Below are 17479 nucleotides of genomic sequence, written 5' to 3' on the forward strand. Positions count from 1 at the left end.
ACTATCAAATTTATATATACAAAAAAGTACACCACTATATCGTGATGTACTAAATTATTATTAAAGTGTATGTGTTCGAGTACGTTCTTTTTTTGATAGACTATATTATTTACAATCGACCACTTCATGAAGAGCCAAGTCAAGACGAACAAGATCTTCATATGTTTCACGCTTAATAACTAAACGGGCTTCCCCGTTCTCTACAAACACAACAGCTGGTCTTGGAATCCGGTTATAGTTATTAGCCATACTATAGCCATAAGCTCCTGTACAGAAAACAGCTAACACATCGCCGCGGCCTGATTTCGGTAAAGGTAAATCCCAAATTAGCATATCGCCGCTTTCACAACATTTCCCCGCAATGGCTACCGTTTCCTCCACGGGATCAAGTGGACGATTGGCTAAGACTGCATCGTATTTTGCTTCGTATAAAGCTGGTCGAATATTATCGCTCATCCCTCCATCAACAGCTAAATACTTTCTTACTTCCGGCACTTCTTTTTCTGAACCGACTTGATATAAGGTTACACCAGCATCACCGACTAGTGAACGACCTGGTTCAATCCAGATTTCCGGCATTGTTAAGTCTGAATCTGCAATTTGGGCTTGTACTTCACGTACAATTTCCTCTACATACTGTGAAGCTGGAAGTGGTTCATCTTCCTCTGTATAACGAATACCAAAACCACCGCCTAAGTTTAATACTGTTGGCTGATAGTTAAAAGCTGCCTGCCAATTTCTTAATTGACCGATGATTTTTTGAGCAGCTAGTATAAATCCTGTTGTTTGGAAAATTTGAGAGCCGATATGGCAATGTAATCCTAACACTTCAATCCAATTACTTTTTAACGCTTGGCGTAATGCAGCTTCCGCCTGTCCATTCATTAAATCAAAACCAAACTTGGAGTCTTCCTGACCTGTTAAAATGTAATCATGTGTATGTGCTTCAATCCCCGGTGTTACACGAAGTAAGATACTCATCTTTTGTTCGCGCTTTGCACAAATTTCTTCTAGCAACTCTAGTTCTGAAAGATTGTCTACGACGATACAACCAATTTGATAATCTAACGCCATATGCAGTTCTTCTTCACTTTTGTTATTCCCATGGAAATGAATGCGATCTGTTGGAAAATTCGCTTTAATCGCTGTATATAGCTCTCCTCCAGATACAACATCTAACGATAAACCTTCTTGCTCTGCCACTTGAATCATAGCAATTGAGGAGAATGCTTTACTTGCATAGGCAACTTGTGCTGCAATTCCTAATTCCTCAAACGTCTTTTTAAACCCTCTTGCTCGTTCGCGAACTAGTGCTATATCATAAACGTATAACGGTGTTCCATATTGTTTCGTAAGTTCAATCGTATCGACCCCGCCAATCTCAAGATGTCCTAAGTCATTGACGCGCCCAGTTCCGTACAAATGCATCTTTGTTCCACCTTTCTCCCTTTAAAAAGCGATATCGTATATAAATGAGGCAGACTTATAAGATTGTCAAATCGGAGTTTAGCTCTCATCCTATAGTCAGTCTCATGTTATTTCAGCTTTCGCGCTTTTCGAATAAAATTAAATTACCATAACTTTTCGACAACATCAACCATTAGATTCAGGTGGCTGGCGGTACTTATCACGTGGATGCACAACACTCGGTCTTAGGATGGAGCCCGGAACTGGTCTTCTCAATAAAATATGAGAAAAAGCTTTTGGATTAAAAGGTAACAATGGCCATAAATATGGTGTATTAAATGCCTTTATACCCGCTAACAAAATAAAGTATAAAGTGAAACCTATCATTAAACCCGGCACCTCAAATATGGCGACTAAAGCAAGTATGGCTAAGCGGGCTATTTTATTGGCGACCCCTAGTTCATAACTTGGTGTCACAAATGTACCTATCGTTGCTACAGCGGCATATAGAATCACTTCAGGAACAAATAATCCAACGTCTATCGCAATTTGCCCGATTAATACGGCCGCAATTAAGCCCATTGCGGTTGCAAGCGAGGTCGGAGTATGTATGGCGGCCAATCGTAAAAATTCAATCCCCACTTCAGCTATAAAGATTTGTACAACAATCGGAATTTTCGTTTTATCATTCGGTCCGATAAATTCCAGTTTCTCTGGTAATAGTCCTGGGTCAAGAATGAATAAAAACCAAACCGGCAGTAAAAATAATGAGGCCGCAATTCCTAAGAAACGCACCCATCGAACAAATGTCCCTACCGCTGGGGACTGCCTAAATTCCTCAACATGCTGCATATGATGAAAAATCGTTGTCGGTACTAAAATAACACTCGGTGAAGTATCAACATAGACTATAACATGACCTTCTAGAAGATGGGCAGCTGCTATATCCGCTCGTTCTGTATAGCGAATAAGCGGATAAGGATTGTAGCCCTGCCTCACGATAAATTCCTCTACGGTTTTATCAGCCATTGGCAAACCATCCAGTTTAATTCTATTCAATTCCTTACGAATAATATCTATTAAATCAGCATCTGCAAGGCCATCTATATAAGCAAGTGCGACATCTGTTTTAGATCTTTCGCCTACTTTTAACATTTCAAAGCGCAGTCTTTCATCTCGAATTCTTCTTCTTGTTAGTGCGGTATTAATCACAATATTTTCAATAAAGCCATCCCGCGATCCACGAACCACTTTTTCTGTGTCTGGCTCATCCGGCTGACGTCCCGGATAAGTTCTGACATCCACCACATATCCTATTGGTGTCCCGTCAACCACGACGACAATTAAACCTGAGAGAACTTGATCGACAAGTTCATCCATCGTCTCAATCGGTGTAACCTGTTGGTGAGTAATTCTATTTTCTACGATTTCTGCTACTTTCGATGTTGCTCGTTCCGTATCATTACAATCAACCAATTCTTCTAGAATCTCAACAATCAAAGCCGAATCGACGAGACCCGTTACATAATACATATGAACATCTTTCTTTAAAATCTTTATCTTTCTTACGCCTATATCATAACTTTTACCCAGCCCCACTCTTTCTTTCATATAGGCTTCTACTTCTGATACTTTATTAGAGATCGGTGTCATGTTCTTTTTGCTTTCTGAACTCATAGTTACCGCTCCTTTCTAATATGATTTCCACGGCCATTCTCGTAATTGGTGCACCCTTTTTATAATCATCTCGATGTGACATTTTCCCGATATCCCCAATCCCAACGACAATAGGCGCCTTCAATTCATCTATTATATAAACAGTGTCCCCTGTAATTTGCCCTAATTCAAATTCCTCTACTCCATACTTATCGACTCCATTTGGTGTTAAGTTACCATCACGGTCAATACATACATCTACCTTCGTCCATTCCTCCCTTCTCGTTTTTGAGGCAACAGCAATAATGCCCAGAACCTCAATCGCAGGATCATTAGCAACATAGCGCATTGCCCGTTCGCCAGCGCCTTCTCCTACATAGCCGCTGTCATCAAACATTACTAATACGGGATCATTCTTTGCTTGTTGAATAAGGCGAACAAGTTCTGCTCCAGAACAAGCAGTTGGATTTCCTTGTGACATCGAAATACAGCGACCTCCAATTTCGTGAGCAACAAATTCTACAGCCTTTTTTGCATAAATATCGCCGTCTGTTATCAAAATCACTTTTCTCTTCTGTCCCATCCAATGTCTTCCTTTCGGTACCAAGTTCCTTTATAAATCCACATAATAAATCCACTGAAATAAGGAGCCAATGATTTTCCCCAACACAAGCGCCATCATTAAATAAATGACTTTTTCTTGAATGCCCATTCGTTTAGCAAGAATCGGAAATACATTTAACACTTCTGTTAATGCAGCCGCCAGCATACCGTTAAAAATGCCATCGGCAAGACCAATCGGCATCAACAGCCACTTCGTCCAAAAAAGCTTAATTTCTTGTAAACCAAGCCAACCTCCAATTACAACGCCTGCAATAATAGCCGCTTCATAATAATGAATAAACTGCATCGTTTTTGTAAGCTGAGTTAGTCTCGGAATAACTCCCAACACGGTTACAAATGCTACAAAGCCCGCTCCAACCGCAAAACCGCTCGCAAGACCAATAAAGAGACCGAGTACAACTTTACCGGTTATCAAGATGACGATTACTTTCCTTATTTTCATTCATGATGACATATTGATCTAAATCTTGTTGATAGTTAAACATCTCCACTTCGAGCGGACTTGGCTCTTCATTAAAGCGCTTTTTAAAGAAGTGATTAAAAAAGAGAATCATCCCAATTCCAAGACCGAAACTGTACGGAATTTGAATAAGCAACGGCTTTCTATCCTCTCTTCCAGTAATTAGCGTGAAGAGCTTTTGATGCACTTCCCCCATACTGACATCTACATGAAAGTTCATAATCGTCATGCCAGCTCCAAGGAATAACAACAACCAAACAGCGGTAAAAGCTAAAAAAGAAACTTTTTGTTTTTCATAGATTACTTCAATAATTGTCTGAGATGGACCAAATGTTTGAATTTCTATAGATTGATCAATCGCTTGAATAGCTTCAATAACCTGAACCAAATCGATAATAATAATATTTTTATCTTCGTGTGTTACAGTAAGTAGAACCTCTTCTTCAATTTTTTTTACCTGCTTATCATCTCCAATAAATTTCGCAACATCTTTCAACCTCACTTGTTGATTTTTCTGTACGTGTACTCGATTTCGCATTCTAAGATAAATCAAATCCATTGCTTTCACATCCAGACCGTTAATTTTCTCCTATATGTAGTATGGATTGGCAACTAAGTGAAAATGCAGAAAGAAATAGATAACCAATAATTAACAAACAAATTTCACTTCTTAGTTGTGTTAAATAGTATTGAACAAACAACACAAATGAAAGACCACATGAATCAATGATTCATGTGGTCTTTCATTTGTTGTAAAATTTTCTTTTCCAGCCTAGATACTTGAACTTGAGAAATCCCAAGTCTCGAGGCTACTTCAGACTGTGTTTGATCTTTATAGTATCTTAGAAATACAATTAACCGCTCTCGTTCATCCAATTCATGAATCGCTTCTTTTAAAGCAATCTGATCAAACCATTTTGTATCGCTTTGGTCCGCAATTTGATCTAGCAGCGTAATGGGATCGCCGTCATTTTCATATACGGTTTCATGGATAGAGGATGGATTACGATTAGCTTCTTGTGCTAAAATAATGTCTTCTGGAGAAAGCTCCAAATGTTCAGCTATCTCGTTCACAGTCGGAACGCGTCCATACGTCTTTGAAAGCTCTTCTTTAGCACGGCGAATTTTATTAGCCATTTCCTTTAAAGAGCGACTTACTTTAACTGTACCATCATCTCGAATGAAACGTTGAATTTCACCAATAATCATTGGTACAGCATATGTTGAAAACTTGACTTCAAACGATAAATCGAATTTGTCAACAGACTTTAATAGACCGATACAACCAATTTGATATAAATCATCCGGCTCGTACCCTCTATTTAAGAAACGTTGAACAACGGACCATACTAGCCTTAAATTACTTTGAACGATTAAATCGCGCGCTTCTTGGTCCCCGCTCTGGCTGCTTCGGATTAGTCTCCGCAATTCTTCGTCTTTTAAATGGACCTGGTCTTTTTTTGTTTTCCCGTTCTTAACCTCCACATCCATAGGCAAGTCTCCTTAATTGCACAACGCTTTATTTCTCGCTAAGTGCTTTTTTAATCGTATAATGGTGCCTTCGCCTTGATGAGAAATCACATGAATTTCATCCATAAAGTTTTCCATAATCGTAAAGCCCATGCCGGAACGTTCAAGCTCGGGTTTTGTCGTAAAAAGCGGTTGCTTCGCTTCCTCTACATCATCAATACCGATACCCTCATCACGAATTGTCAGTTCAATAGTGTCTCCATCTAAGATGACTGCAATATAAATCACACCATTTGGGTCATTTTCATACCCATGAATAATCGAATTCGTAACGGCTTCCGATACAACCGTTTTAATCTCTGTTAACTCATCCATTGTTGGATCCAGCTGGGCAATAAATGCTGCAACGGTAATTCTGGCAAAGGATTCATTTTGACTTAATGCCGAAAATTGAATTTCCATTTTATTTTTCATCATTTACGCTACCCCCAGTCTTTGCAAAGCGTTCTTTTCTGATCGTTCTACTTTCACAATTTTAAACAACCCGGACATTTCAAATAACCGCTTTACAGCTGGGGAAATTGCACAAATAACCATTTCCCCTTTATTCTTCTGAATTTGCTTATAGCGTCCTAATATCACACCAAGTCCTGAGCTATCCATAAAATGAAGCTCTTCCAAATTCAATACAATATGCTTTATCTGATGTTTTTGAATTGCATTTTCTGCTTGTGTACGTAACTCCTCCGCTGTATGATGATCTAATTCTCCATTGAGGCGAATTAATAATACGCCATTCTTTGCTTCCAGTTGAATAGCAAGACTCACACGAAACAGCTCCCTTCTCTCGTTTCTATATGAGTCAAATTCTCCTTTTCTTTACTATTTTCCTTCTTATAGGCAAAAGTAGTGTTCATTCGCCTAAACTAGTACATTTATGTGTGGATATGACATTTTATGCTATTTTGTTTGTGAAAACATGCCGAATGCACGCTTATATAACTGCCACCAGCTAGCTTCCTCCACTGATTCTTTAGCAATAATTGGTGATTCTACATATACTTTTCCGTCTTTCTTCAATTGAAGTGTACCAATTTGGTCTCCTTTTTTAATCGGTGCCTTTAAGTCTTGATTCATCGTAATTTTCTTTGTAAAGTCTTTAGCTGTACTTCCTTTTTTCGTCAAAATCGAAATAGGTTCACTTGTTACACCTGTAACCAGCTTCGACTCTCCTTTGCTCACTTTAGCCTCAGCTAGTTTTTCATCCTTTTTGTAAATCGGATGAGTTGTATATTGTGCAAAAGCATAATCTAACATTTTAGTCACTTGAGCATTACGTTCTTTTGGAGTAGAGGCCCCAAATACAACGGCAATTACACGCATATCTCCTTTTTTAGCAGTAGCTGTTAAACAATACTTTGCTTCTGCTGTATATCCTGTTTTTAATCCATCTACACCTGGATAAAACTTTACTAGTCGATTGGTGTTGACAAGCCAAAACTTCTTATCTGTATCTTCACGAAGATAATCTTCATACGTACTCGTAAACTTCGTAATTAATGAATATTTCAATAATTCTTTTGCCATAACAGACATATCGTGGGCTGAGCTATAGTGATCAGCTACTGGAAGACCTGTTGCATTTTGAAATTTTGTATTTTTCAAGCCTAGCTGTGCGGCCTTTTCATTCATCTTCTTCACAAACGCTTCTTCTGATCCTGCTAATCTCTCTGCCATCGCTACCGATGCATCATTAGCTGAACCAATCGTAATCCCTTTGAGCATTTCTTCGGTTGTCATTTCTTCTCCTGGCTCAAGGAAAATTTGTGAACCACCCATGGAAGCCGCATATTCACTCGTTCGGACTTTTTCTTTTAAAGAAAGCTCTCCTTTTTCAATCGCTTCCATAATTAATAACAACGTCATAATTTTTGTCATGCTAGCAGGGGAAAGCTTTTCATCCGCATTTTTATCGTATAAAACCGTTCCCGTATCTCGTTCAATCAAGATGGCTGATTTTGCATTTTCGGCTAGCTCTACTTCTTTTTTTTCTACGGCTTGTGCATAAGGAATTGTCAAGCCTGTTGTTAATAACATCGTTAAACATAGAGAAAGAATCCGCTTCATCTCCATACCCTCCATTCTGTATAGCATTTATTTTTACCACTAAATCCAAATTTATACAGAAGCTATTTTAAAAGTTACGCTATATTAAACAATATTGTTGATTGAACAATTTGGGCATTATTGGATTCAGCCGAGCCAAAGTTATGAAGAAATGAATAAAAAGGACACCTCAACTATTGAGATGCCCTTTTGTCACTATATTTACTGTAAAATCTCTTTATAAATAAGTGTCGGTTGCGATACTTGTTCTTTAGAAATAGAGATGTGATTATATAACTTTTCCTTAACAACTTTTACATCTTCAACATTGCTGTAAATGGTAACGAGTGATTCGCCTTGCTCAACATAATCACCAATTTTCTTACGAAGCACTAAGCCAACCGCTAAGTCAATTTCGGACTCTTTTGTCGCCCTTCCTGCACCTAGCAGCATAGCCGCTGTACCTATCTCATCCGCTACAATTTCAGAAACATAACCGGACTCTTTTGCTTGAAGTTCATAAACAAAGGATGCTTGTGGAAGCTTTTCAGGATGATCAACGACAGAACCATCACCACCTTGAGCAATTAGAAATTTTCTAAACGTTTCAAGTGCAGAACCGTCTTGAATAGCTTGTGTCAATCGCGCTCTTGCTTCATCTAAAGAGCTTGCTTTTTTCGCTAAATAAACCATATAACTTCCAAGTGTTAAAGAAAGCTCTGTTAAATCCTCAGGGCCTTCACCTTTCAGTGTATCGATGGCTTCTTTAACCTCAAGTGCATTCCCAATCGCAAAGCCAAGCGGCTGGCTCATATCAGAAATAACAGCCATTGTCTGGCGACCGACATTATTCCCAATCTGAACCATCGCATGAGCCAATACCTCCGAGTCTTCGAGGGTTTTCATAAAAGCCCCTGCGCCTGTTTTCACATCGAGAACAATCGCATCGGCACCCGCTGCAATTTTTTTACTCATAATCGAGCTTGCAATCAACCCCATACTATTAACCGTTGCAGTGACATCACGAAGCGCATAAAGCTTTTTATCCGCTGGTGTTAAATTTCCACTTTGACCGATGACAGCCAATTTATTTTTGTTTACAAGTTCAATAAATTGTTCATTTTCTATTTCAACATGAAAACCAGCAACTGCTTCTAACTTATCTACAGTTCCACCTGTATGACCTAAACCACGCCCTGACATTTTTGCCACAGGCACCCCCACAGAAGCAACCAATGGTCCTAATACGAGTGTTGTCGTATCGCCTACCCCGCCTGTAGAGTGTTTATCAACCTTAATTCCTTCAATCTTAGATAAGTCAATCTGATCACCTGATTGAACCATTGCCATCGTTAAATCCGCACATTCTCTTTCCGTTAGTCCTTGAAAATATACAGCCATCGCCCAGGCGCTCATTTGATAATCAGGAAGCGAACCATCGGTAAAACCTTGAATAATAAACGTCATTTCTTCCGTCGTTAACTCGTGTCCATCCCGCTTTTTTTCAATCAAATCTACCATTCTCATCTGAAGTTCCTCACTTTCGTAAATGGCTTACAACTCTTTTACAATTTCTTTAACAAAGCGTAAAAAACGACTTTTCACCTTTTCCGTTGTTTCAATAACCTCTTCATGAGATAGTGGCTGATCCAAAATACCGGCAGCCATATTAGTCATACAAGAAATACCAAGTACTTTTAAACCGCAATGTCTTGCCACTATCACTTCAGGAACAGTCGACATTCCAACTGCATCCCCGCCGATTACCCTTGCCATTCTTACTTCTGCTGGTGTTTCATAAGCGGGACCAGTATTACCGACATACACACCTTCTTTAAGATCTAACCCTTGCGTTGCAGCAATTTGTTTAGCTAAACTTCGCAGTTCTTTATTATACGCTTCTGACATATCTGGAAAACGCGGGCCAAAACGTGCATCATTGGAACCGATTAAAGGATTAGTTCCCATACAATTAATGTGATCAGTAATGAGCATTAAATCTCCAGGAGTAAAGCTTTCATTTACACTTCCCGCAGCATTAGTCACAATTAGTGTTTCCACACCTAATAATTTCATAACCCGGACCGGAAATGTCACTTGACTCATAGAATATCCTTCATAAAAGTGGAAACGCCCCTGCATAGCCACTACTGTTTTACCGCTCAGCTTTCCAATTACCAATTTCCCTGCATGTCCTTCCACAGTAGACACAGGAAAATTGGGAATTTCTTGATAAGGTAATACGATAGGCTGTTCAATTTCAGCCGCTAAAACACCTAAGCCTGAACCAAGAATTAAACCAACTGAAGGAACGTCTGTTATCTTACTTTTAATAAAAGCAGCTGCCTTTTCTAATTGCTCGTACATCATCAAGCCCCTCCTTCATTTAATTCAGCTAACATACTTTTTCCATACGAAGGCATCTTCACCTTAAAATTATCTGCTACCGTCGCACCAATATCTGCAAATGTTTGACGAATAGGCAGTTGTCGACCGCCGGATTGAAAACGTTTTGAATAAATCAATAGAGGCACATATTCACGTGTATGGTCTGTTCCATGATGAATGGGATCATTTCCGTGGTCAGCCGTAATCATTAATAAATCATTCTCCGTTAGTTTATCTAATACTTCTGGCAATCGTGCATCAAATTCCTCTAATGCTTTCCCATAGCCTAATGGATCGCGGCGATGTCCAAACAAGGCATCAAAATCAACAAGATTCAAGAAGCTTAGACCCGTAAAATCTTTCTCAACTGTATACACAAGTTTATCCATACCATCCATATTGGACACAGTTCGTAAAGATTCCGTTACTCCTTCCCCATCAAAGATATCGGAAATTTTCCCGATAGCTAGTACATCTAAGCCTGCATCTTTCAATTCATCCATTACCGTTCGATCAAAAGGTTTTAGCGCATAATCATGACGGTTTGACGTTCTTTTGAAGTGACCTGGCTCTCCGATAAACGGACGAGCAATGACACGGCCGACTTTGTATTCATCCGCTAACGTCATTTCCCGGGCTATTCCACAAATATTATACAGTTCGTCAAGTGGAACAATCTCTTCATGTGCAGCAATTTGGAGTACAGAGTCAGCAGATGTATAAACAATAAGAGCTCCTGTCTTCATATGTTCTTCCCCAAGCTCTTCAAGAATAGCTGTGCCGCTCGCTGGCTTATTCGCAATTATTTTGCGCCCTGTTTTCTCTTCCAAAGCTTTGATTAAAGAGTCGGGAAAACCATTTGGAAACACCTGAAAAGGCTGCGTAATATTAAGACCCATGATTTCCCAGTGACCTGTCATCGTATCCTTTCCTGTTGATGCTTCCTGCATTTTCGTATAGTAGGCAAGCGGATGTTCCGCTTTTTCCACACCTTTTATCTCCCGAATATTACTTAATCCTAACTTAGCCAAATTTGGCATATGTAAGCCATTCATCCGCTCTGCAATATGTCCTAACGTATCGGCCCCCTTATCCCCAAACTTCTCGGCATCGGGTGCCTCACCAATCCCAACAGAGTCCATTACAATGACAAATATACGTTTAAATTTTCCCATTACGATTCCTCCTACAAAAGTAAATCAATCGGATATATCCTAACTGCTAACCTGTACCCATCATAGTATCATTCATAAGGACCAATAAGCAATTTACGACCACATTATATAGTGAAGCTTCATAGTAAAGTCCGTTAAATACAGGATAAAAACAAACTAGGCCTCTCAACCGCAGCTAAGAGACCTTTCTCTATTAATCTATGTACCTACTAAGCACGTGGATGAAACTTTGAATACACATCTTTAATACGGACATTCGTAATATGCGTATAAATTTGAGTGGTAGAAATATCAGCATGCCCAAGCATTTCTTGAACAGCACGCAAATCTGCTCCATTCATTAATAAATGCGTTGCAAACGAATGGCGTAATGTATGCGGTGTAATCTCTTTTTCAATATTCGCTTCCTTCGTCAACTTTTTAAGGATTTTCCAAAAACCCTGGCGCGTCAGTCGATTGCCATGATGATTTAAAAAGAGCGAATTGGTGCGATTATGAGAAGCTAGTTTTCCTCTCCCTTTTTGCAAATAGGCTTCAATCGCAGTTAATGCCGTCTGGCCAATCGGGATAATTCGTTCCTTGTTCCCTTTCCCGACACAGCGAACAAACCCCATCGCCGCATGGACATCACTTATATCTAGTTGAATGATTTCACTCACCCTCATCCCAGTTGCATATAAAAGCTCAAGCATCGCTTTATCGCGAAGTCCGAAATGATCCATCACTTTCGGTGCCTCTAACAAGGCCTCTACTTCTTCCATACTCAGTACCTTGGGCAAACTTCTCTCAGGCTGCGGTGTTTCAATATGTACGGTTGGATCTTGATTCGTTACTTTTTCGCGAAGTAGAAACTGATGAAACGAGCGAATGGAAGCAATATGACGCGCTACTGTTTTCGACGATTTTCCCTGATCCTTTAACTGAGCTAAAAAATGCATAATATTGACTCGCCTAGAATCATTCCACTCATTAATTTGTTCTATATTTTTAAGATAATGCCAATACGATTTCAAATCACGTTCATAAGAGACAATCGTATTTTTAGCTAGTCCTTTTTCAATTGTTAAAAAATGAATAAAATCTCGTATTTGATCTTCCATTTGCATTACTCCCCATCTAAATAAAACAACAATAAACGGTCAAGCCATGTATTGCTATCAGAGTCAACAGCTTTTGTTACTTTAATGGCTGCTCCTTCTGGTTCATCGTAACGATGATAACTTTGATATTCTTGATTTAACCATACCATTCCAATATAAAAAAGAACAGTGAAGCCCACAAAAAGAATTAAAACTTTACAAGTATGCAGTATAAGGGCTAATGAAGCTTTCATTCACTCTCTCCTCTCAACCAATCTCTATATGTCCAATCTATGCCCAGTAAGACAAGTTTTATACATATAGATGAAAGATAGATTGAAACTTCATTTTCATTCCCTACAGTACTCCTTTCTCATAGAGCCTTGAAGCAGGATACAATTGTTAGCTGTAAAAAAACAGAAAACCTTTTCCGGGTACAGGAAAAGGCTTTCTATTATTCATCTTTATCGTCATTTTCTTTATCATGGCAGCGATGACAAATACCATGAAAGGTTAGTCTATGATCTTTTATTTTGAAATTCCAGTTACGCTCTACAATCGCTTCGACGTCTTCAAGCAAATCTTCTTGAATTTCATCCACTGCACCACATTCAACACAAACAAGATGATGATGAAAATGTGCAGCGCCTTCTTGTCTTAAATCATAACGGGATACTCCATCTCCGAAGTTGATTTTATCTACGATTTTTAATTCCGTTAATAACTCCAATGTACGGTAAACGGTTGCTAAGCCAATTTCCGGCGACTTTTCTTTGACAAGGAGGTAAACATCTTCAGCACTTAAATGATCCTCTTCATGTTCAAGTAAAACGCGGACGGTCGCTTCTCGTTGAGGTGTCAATTTGTAGCTGGACGAGTGCAACTGTTTTTTGATTCTATCTATTCTTTCTTCCATACGTAATTCCCTCCCGCGCCGCTATATCTGTTCCATTATATCAAATGAGGGAAAACTGTCAAAATACATTTCCTCTGAAATAAAAAGAAATTTTCCAAATAAATTTTTAAACAAATAGTACGGATAAGCTTTTATAGTAGAAATACATGAATTTCTACATTATTCAGCAAGTAAACTTACGACACTTTTCATAATAGATGGTGATATATATGCTTCAATCCCTCCTGCCACTACTATAAATACTAGTGAAAAAACAAGAGAAAATATGTAACGCATAATCACCGGCTTTAACGGTGTGCGAATTTGTTTTAAAAAAATACGACTAATCATTTTCATCGATAACGACACAGCTAACACACTAATAATAATAAAAACAGGTACAAGAAAAATATTTTGCGGCAAAATGGAAACAAAGGATAATAAAAATCCACTCCATCCCATTTGATTGACTAAAAAACCAACTGTAAAGCCCACGACCATGCCTTTTAAAAATAATAAAATTAAAATGACTGGTAAACCAATAATCGAAATACCTAAAATCCAAATGAAACTGATATATCTTAAGTTATGAAGCACACTTTGTTGAAACATTTCATGTGTAGCTGCGATTTGCCCATCTGAAACTTGTCCAAAAAATTGCGATAAATAATAGAACAAATCTTCTTTTTGTGTAAAGCTTAAACTATTCACAAGCACGGCTCCAAAAATAACCCCCATTAAAAAGAGGACAGTAATAAATACGTATAGTGAGGAATGTTCAGTAATATGATGGATTACGGCATTTTGTACGGCAGATCGTTTTTTCATTTTTCATCCTCCCAACTCCACTTACTAGAATCTATGTGAGTTGTTTGGATTTATGCGTTACATTTTAACTTTCCCGTATTTGCCGCCTCCACCTACTTCAAAAGACAAATTCCCATTTCTAGCTAAATCAATATAATGAGCTAGCTTGTCGGGAACAACCTCGACTAATTCCTCTATCGCTACTCGGTGTAAAATATTCATTTCTGTCCCAAACGCCTGAAGCAATCGCTCCAATGATTTTGGCCCGAGGCCTGGAATAAAATCGAGTGGTACTTGATGAATATAAGGCGGGCGTGGTCGATGATGTTCAATTTTACTAGATAGCTCTTTAATTCTCGTTGAAACTCCCTTGATAATCTGTTTGCTGTGACATATTGGACAAGATGTTTCTCCGGCATTCACCTTTTGATAGCATTCTCCACAAACCGTTTCATGATATTTGCCAAGCAGCGGATTCAAGCCATAATTCGCAACGATAGCTCGCCCCTCTACTTCTTGCAATGCTTTTTTCAATTCTAAAAAGCTCGCTTCTTCTAATCGAAGCTTTTGATATTCACGAGCAATTTTTCCTAATGAATGCGCATCAGAATTTGTTAGAAATACGTATTTCTGCAACTCTTGTATATCCTGTACCATTGGTGTATCCGAGCTAAGACCCAGTTCAATCCCATCAATCTTTGCTGGGTCGAACACTTCACTTAAGCTTGTTTTGACTCCTTTTCCATAAAGGCTTTTAAAGGGAGTAAACACATGTGCTGGAATAAACAGTCCCCCTAATGAACGAACCTTATTTTGCAGAGTCACTCCATCACAATAGATACGCTGTGAGCTTAAATGAATGTTTTTCACATAACCACTCATCCAACTTGAAAAAGCTTTCATCGTTTCAATACTCGGAAAGAAGCCAAGCACATGAATCGGTCCGTAACAATGTTCATCATAAATTTCAATTTCCACTCCCGGAATAATTGTCATCTGTTGAAACCGCAGGCCTCCTCCTGGCAGTTCAAATAGTTCACCACTTTGAATAAGCTCTTCTATTTCTCCAATTACTTCTGGTGAATGGCAATCGATAATACCAATTAAATCTAGGCCTTTACGGTGACTAGCTACTTCAAGAATATGCTGAAGTGTTAATGATTTACTTCCGGTAATTTTAACGGCCTTGCCGCTCTTGGTCCTGCCGATATGAATATGTAAATCAGCATACAAGTCTTTCATCTATTTTTGTAACGCCTCCATTAGTTGCAAATACTGCACAGCATACGCTGTTTTTGCATCATAAATTTTTTCTTCCTCTATATATTGTTGCGCCTCCTCTAGTGTTAGCTCAATCACTTCAACAAATTCATCTTCATCTAATGACGCAGCATCTTCTTTTTTCGATAACTGATGAGCGACATATACATGCACTAATTCATCGGCGAACCCTGGGGATGTATAAAAAGAAATGACATGCTCCAGTCGCTCGCATACATAGCCTGTTTCTTCTTCTAATTCACGTTCTGCCGTCTTTAATGGCTCTTCCCCTGGTTCAAGCTTTCCTGCAGGAATTTCCACTAAGCTTCTTTCCATTGCTTTTCGATACTGTTCAACCATCACAATTTTCCCATCGTCTGTAATAGCAATGACCGCAACCGCACCTGGATGCTTAATAATTTCTCGCTTACTTGTCTTTCCATTCGGTAATTCAACGTCATCTACCTGTAAGCTAATCACTTTTCCCGTAAATATTTTTTGTGACGACAATGTTTTTTCTTCAAATTTTTTCAACTTGTCCACTTCCTTTGTTCTATTTAGCATGAAACTTCATATATTTTACCATAATAACAGTGGAGGTCGATTTGATGAAAATATACGTGTTGGAAAAAGGTATTGTATTCTCGGGTAAAGCGTGGGAAATTAAACAAAAACTCCAAGAATCGCAACATCACTATCGATATGTGAACGAATGGATTACTGATGTTCATCAACAAACTGTTGCTTCACAACGAAAAACTGTTTAATCTATCGAGGCTAACAAATAGCCTCTTTTTCATGAAATGATGAAAAAACAAATCATTTCACGCTCCACTAAAAATTAAGGTAAAATGAGGAAGAAAATGAGAAATAGGAGTACATACAATGAAAACAAGAAAACTAGGAAGCTCTATAATAAAGGTTTCAGAAATCGGATTAGGCTGTATGTCACTTGGAACCGATGAAAAAAAAGCGGCGGATATTATTCATGCTGCTTTAGAGGAAGGGATTACATATTTTGATACAGCTGATTTATATGATTACGGCATGAATGAAGCAATTGTCGGTCAAACTTTAAAAACCTGCCGAGATCAAGTCATCCTCGCAACGAAAGTCGGAAATCGTTGGAATGAAGCCCGAAATGGCTGGAGTTGGGATGCTTCAAGTGCTTACATCAAAACAGTCGTTAAAGATAGCTTAACACGTCTAAGAACGGATTATATCGATTTGTATCAACTTCATGGAGGAACAATGGAAGACAATATAGACGAAGTAATTGATACATTTGAGGAATTAAAAAAAGCGGGTTATATTCGCGCTTACGGGATTTCTTCTATTCGACCAAATGTCATTAAACAATATGCAGCGAAATCTCATATAGATTCAGTTATGATGCAATATAGCTTGCTTGACCGTCGTCCTGAAGAATGGCTTCCCTTATTAAAAGAACAAAACATTAGCATCATCGCTCGCGGGCCTGTGGCAAAAGGATTATTAAGTGAACGCATATTAAGTAAATTAAACGCGGACGGATATTTAGACTACAGCTATAATGAATTAAAAGAACTGCTTCCGTTATTAAAGGACAAGTTGTCTCCTCGAAAAATGAATGAAACAGCTCTGCAATATGTTCTCGCTGAACCGACTGTCGCTGCTGTAATTCCTGGAGCAAGCTCTGTCGCTCAATTGCGTGAAAATTGTCAAGCTGTTCGAAGTAAAACTCTATCTTCTGAAGAACTGCAAGTATTACGCCAGCTTACAAAAGCGAATGTGTATCATATCCATCGAGATTAATCCTTTATCTGCGAAAAAGTCCCATATATCCGTTTCATGACATATGGGACTTTTCTTTATTTATAATTTTTCCAATCTAAATTACTTTCCTCTAACAGCTCTTCAAACGATTTATTTTTCTCGCGTCGTTTCCGTTCTTCACGCTTTCTCGCTTCTTCTGCTTCTTTTTTTACCTGTGCAGCTTCTGTTAATTCTTTTTGTGTTTGGCGAAGCTTAGACATGATATCTCCATTAATGAGATCCCCTAATTTTAAGGAATCATCTTGAGTTTGTTTTTTTGACGTATGAGTACGCGATTGTTTTTTGCTCATTAGTAAACCCCTCCCTTACGTTGCCACTATTATATCATGGGACACAA

The 17479-nt window shown here is 38.6% G+C and carries 21 protein-coding genes; 2 read left to right on the forward strand and 19 right to left on the reverse strand.

Annotated features, from left to right (window positions below):
• Window positions 1–105 precede the first annotated feature (105 nt).
• The 18 genes from lysA to BAOM_RS16630 form a co-directional block, all read right to left on the reverse strand.
• Window positions 106–1428: a diaminopimelate decarboxylase gene (lysA, locus tag BAOM_RS16545; protein ID WP_127761223.1), complete on the reverse strand. Its 1323-nt coding sequence runs from the start codon at window positions 1426–1428 to the stop codon at window positions 106–108.
• A 165-nt stretch (window positions 1429–1593) separates the two neighbouring features.
• On the reverse strand, window positions 1594–3084 hold the full coding sequence (locus BAOM_RS16550) for a spore germination protein (RefSeq protein WP_127761224.1): 1491 nt from the start codon (window positions 3082–3084) through the stop codon (window positions 1594–1596).
• Window positions 3044–3646 (reverse strand): stage V sporulation protein SpoVABEA, encoded by a 603-nt coding sequence (locus tag BAOM_RS16555; RefSeq protein WP_127761225.1) that lies wholly within the window; start codon window positions 3644–3646, stop codon window positions 3044–3046. The genes BAOM_RS16550 and BAOM_RS16555 overlap by 41 nt, the downstream gene beginning before the upstream one ends.
• A gap of 30 nt (window positions 3647–3676) precedes the next feature.
• Window positions 3677–4099, reverse strand: coding sequence for a stage V sporulation protein AB (locus BAOM_RS16560; protein WP_164853341.1), 423 nt, complete (start codon window positions 4097–4099; stop codon window positions 3677–3679).
• Entirely contained in the window at window positions 4089–4706 is a 618-nt protein-coding gene (locus BAOM_RS16565) for a stage V sporulation protein AA (protein WP_127761226.1), read from the reverse strand. The genes BAOM_RS16560 and BAOM_RS16565 overlap by 11 nt, the downstream gene beginning before the upstream one ends.
• Window positions 4707–4870: 164 nt before the next feature.
• A complete protein-coding gene (sigF, locus tag BAOM_RS16570) occupies window positions 4871–5638 on the reverse strand; it encodes an RNA polymerase sporulation sigma factor SigF (RefSeq protein WP_127761227.1) in 768 nt (255 codons plus the stop codon).
• A 12-nt stretch (window positions 5639–5650) separates the two neighbouring features.
• Window positions 5651–6091, reverse strand: a complete 441-nt coding sequence (gene spoIIAB / locus BAOM_RS16575) for an anti-sigma F factor (protein ID WP_119115632.1) — start codon at window positions 6089–6091, stop codon at window positions 5651–5653.
• Window positions 6092–6094: 3 nt separating this feature from the next.
• Window positions 6095–6445, reverse strand: coding sequence for an anti-sigma F factor antagonist (spoIIAA, locus tag BAOM_RS16580; RefSeq protein ID WP_127761228.1), 351 nt, complete (start codon window positions 6443–6445; stop codon window positions 6095–6097).
• A 132-nt stretch (window positions 6446–6577) separates the two neighbouring features.
• Window positions 6578–7744, reverse strand: coding sequence for a D-alanyl-D-alanine carboxypeptidase family protein (locus tag BAOM_RS16585; protein ID WP_127761229.1), 1167 nt, complete (start codon window positions 7742–7744; stop codon window positions 6578–6580).
• Between the two features lie 201 nt (window positions 7745–7945).
• A complete protein-coding gene (locus tag BAOM_RS16590; RefSeq protein ID WP_127761230.1) occupies window positions 7946–9250 on the reverse strand; it encodes a pyrimidine-nucleoside phosphorylase in 1305 nt (434 codons plus the stop codon).
• Between the two features lie 27 nt (window positions 9251–9277).
• Window positions 9278–10093 carry a purine-nucleoside phosphorylase gene (locus BAOM_RS16595; protein WP_127761231.1) on the reverse strand — a complete coding sequence of 272 codons (816 nt, stop codon included), beginning with the start codon at window positions 10091–10093 and terminating at the stop codon, window positions 9278–9280.
• A complete protein-coding gene (gene deoB / locus BAOM_RS16600) occupies window positions 10093–11286 on the reverse strand; it encodes a phosphopentomutase (RefSeq protein ID WP_127761232.1) in 1194 nt (397 codons plus the stop codon). The genes BAOM_RS16595 and deoB overlap by 1 nt, the downstream gene beginning before the upstream one ends.
• 209 nt (window positions 11287–11495) lie before the next feature.
• On the reverse strand, window positions 11496–12386 hold the full coding sequence (xerD, locus tag BAOM_RS16605; RefSeq protein ID WP_127761233.1) for a site-specific tyrosine recombinase XerD: 891 nt from the start codon (window positions 12384–12386) through the stop codon (window positions 11496–11498).
• Window positions 12387–12391: 5 nt separating this feature from the next.
• On the reverse strand, window positions 12392–12619 hold the full coding sequence (locus BAOM_RS16610; protein ID WP_127761234.1) for a YqzK family protein: 228 nt from the start codon (window positions 12617–12619) through the stop codon (window positions 12392–12394).
• Between the two features lie 200 nt (window positions 12620–12819).
• A complete protein-coding gene (gene fur / locus BAOM_RS16615) occupies window positions 12820–13281 on the reverse strand; it encodes a ferric iron uptake transcriptional regulator (RefSeq protein WP_127761235.1) in 462 nt (153 codons plus the stop codon).
• Window positions 13282–13440: 159 nt separating this feature from the next.
• On the reverse strand, window positions 13441–14088 hold the full coding sequence (spoIIM, locus tag BAOM_RS16620; RefSeq protein WP_127761236.1) for a stage II sporulation protein M: 648 nt from the start codon (window positions 14086–14088) through the stop codon (window positions 13441–13443).
• Between the two features lie 57 nt (window positions 14089–14145).
• The gene (locus BAOM_RS16625; RefSeq protein WP_127761237.1) at window positions 14146–15309 is read right to left on the reverse strand and encodes an endonuclease Q family protein; all 1164 of its coding nucleotides are present in this window, start codon (window positions 15307–15309) and stop codon (window positions 14146–14148) included.
• Window positions 15310–15861, reverse strand: a complete 552-nt coding sequence (locus tag BAOM_RS16630; RefSeq protein ID WP_180319790.1) for an NUDIX domain-containing protein — start codon at window positions 15859–15861, stop codon at window positions 15310–15312. It lies immediately after the preceding gene.
• 74 nt (window positions 15862–15935) lie between these two features.
• On the opposite strand from BAOM_RS16630, the gene mciZ reads away from it, so the two are divergent.
• Together mciZ and BAOM_RS16640 are read left to right on the forward strand one after the other, a co-directional pair.
• Window positions 15936–16094 (forward strand): Z-ring formation inhibitor MciZ, encoded by a 159-nt coding sequence (gene mciZ, locus BAOM_RS16635; RefSeq protein ID WP_127761239.1) that lies wholly within the window; start codon window positions 15936–15938, stop codon window positions 16092–16094.
• A gap of 118 nt (window positions 16095–16212) precedes the next feature.
• Window positions 16213–17121 carry an aldo/keto reductase gene (locus tag BAOM_RS16640; RefSeq protein ID WP_127761240.1) on the forward strand — a complete coding sequence of 303 codons (909 nt, stop codon included), beginning with the start codon at window positions 16213–16215 and terminating at the stop codon, window positions 17119–17121.
• Window positions 17122–17177: 56 nt separating this feature from the next.
• Here the strand turns inward: BAOM_RS16640 and BAOM_RS16645 are convergent, their stop codons facing one another.
• Complete coding sequence (locus BAOM_RS16645) at window positions 17178–17432, reverse strand: YqkE family protein (RefSeq protein WP_127761241.1); 255 nt, start codon at window positions 17430–17432, stop codon at window positions 17178–17180.
• Window positions 17433–17479 lie beyond the last annotated feature (47 nt).

The organism is Peribacillus asahii (assembly GCF_004006295.1).
Lineage (GTDB): Bacteria > Bacillota > Bacilli > Bacillales > DSM-1321 > Peribacillus > Peribacillus asahii_A.

Excerpts from the sequence above, each read along its gene's own strand:
- BAOM_RS16565 (WP_127761226.1), bottom strand. The coding sequence starts at position 4,706 with ATGGATTTGATTTATCTTAGAATGCGAAATCGAGTACACGTACAGAAA.
- BAOM_RS16640 (WP_127761240.1), top strand. The coding sequence starts at position 16,213 with ATGAAAACAAGAAAACTAGGAAGCTCTATAATAAAGGTTTCAGAAATC.
- BAOM_RS16625 (WP_127761237.1), bottom strand. The coding sequence starts at position 15,309 with ATGAAAGACTTGTATGCTGATTTACATATTCATATCGGCAGGACCAAG.
- deoB (WP_127761232.1), bottom strand. The coding sequence starts at position 11,286 with ATGGGAAAATTTAAACGTATATTTGTCATTGTAATGGACTCTGTTGGG.
- BAOM_RS16550 (WP_127761224.1), bottom strand. The coding sequence starts at position 3,084 with ATGAGTTCAGAAAGCAAAAAGAACATGACACCGATCTCTAATAAAGTA.
- BAOM_RS16645 (WP_127761241.1), bottom strand. The coding sequence starts at position 17,432 with ATGAGCAAAAAACAATCGCGTACTCATACGTCAAAAAAACAAACTCAA.
- spoIIM (WP_127761236.1), bottom strand. The coding sequence starts at position 14,088 with ATGAAAAAACGATCTGCCGTACAAAATGCCGTAATCCATCATATTACT.
- BAOM_RS16610 (WP_127761234.1), bottom strand. The coding sequence starts at position 12,619 with ATGAAAGCTTCATTAGCCCTTATACTGCATACTTGTAAAGTTTTAATT.
- BAOM_RS16555 (WP_127761225.1), bottom strand. The coding sequence starts at position 3,646 with ATGGGACAGAAGAGAAAAGTGATTTTGATAACAGACGGCGATATTTAT.
- spoIIAB (WP_119115632.1), bottom strand. The coding sequence starts at position 6,091 with ATGAAAAATAAAATGGAAATTCAATTTTCGGCATTAAGTCAAAATGAA.
- xerD (WP_127761233.1), bottom strand. The coding sequence starts at position 12,386 with ATGGAAGATCAAATACGAGATTTTATTCATTTTTTAACAATTGAAAAA.
- fur (WP_127761235.1), bottom strand. The coding sequence starts at position 13,281 with ATGGAAGAAAGAATAGATAGAATCAAAAAACAGTTGCACTCGTCCAGC.
- sigF (WP_127761227.1), bottom strand. The coding sequence starts at position 5,638 with ATGGATGTGGAGGTTAAGAACGGGAAAACAAAAAAAGACCAGGTCCAT.
- BAOM_RS16585 (WP_127761229.1), bottom strand. The coding sequence starts at position 7,744 with ATGAAGCGGATTCTTTCTCTATGTTTAACGATGTTATTAACAACAGGC.
- mciZ (WP_127761239.1), top strand. The coding sequence starts at position 15,936 with ATGAAAATATACGTGTTGGAAAAAGGTATTGTATTCTCGGGTAAAGCG.
- BAOM_RS16590 (WP_127761230.1), bottom strand. The coding sequence starts at position 9,250 with ATGAGAATGGTAGATTTGATTGAAAAAAAGCGGGATGGACACGAGTTA.
- BAOM_RS16595 (WP_127761231.1), bottom strand. The coding sequence starts at position 10,093 with ATGATGTACGAGCAATTAGAAAAGGCAGCTGCTTTTATTAAAAGTAAG.
- lysA (WP_127761223.1), bottom strand. The coding sequence starts at position 1,428 with ATGCATTTGTACGGAACTGGGCGCGTCAATGACTTAGGACATCTTGAG.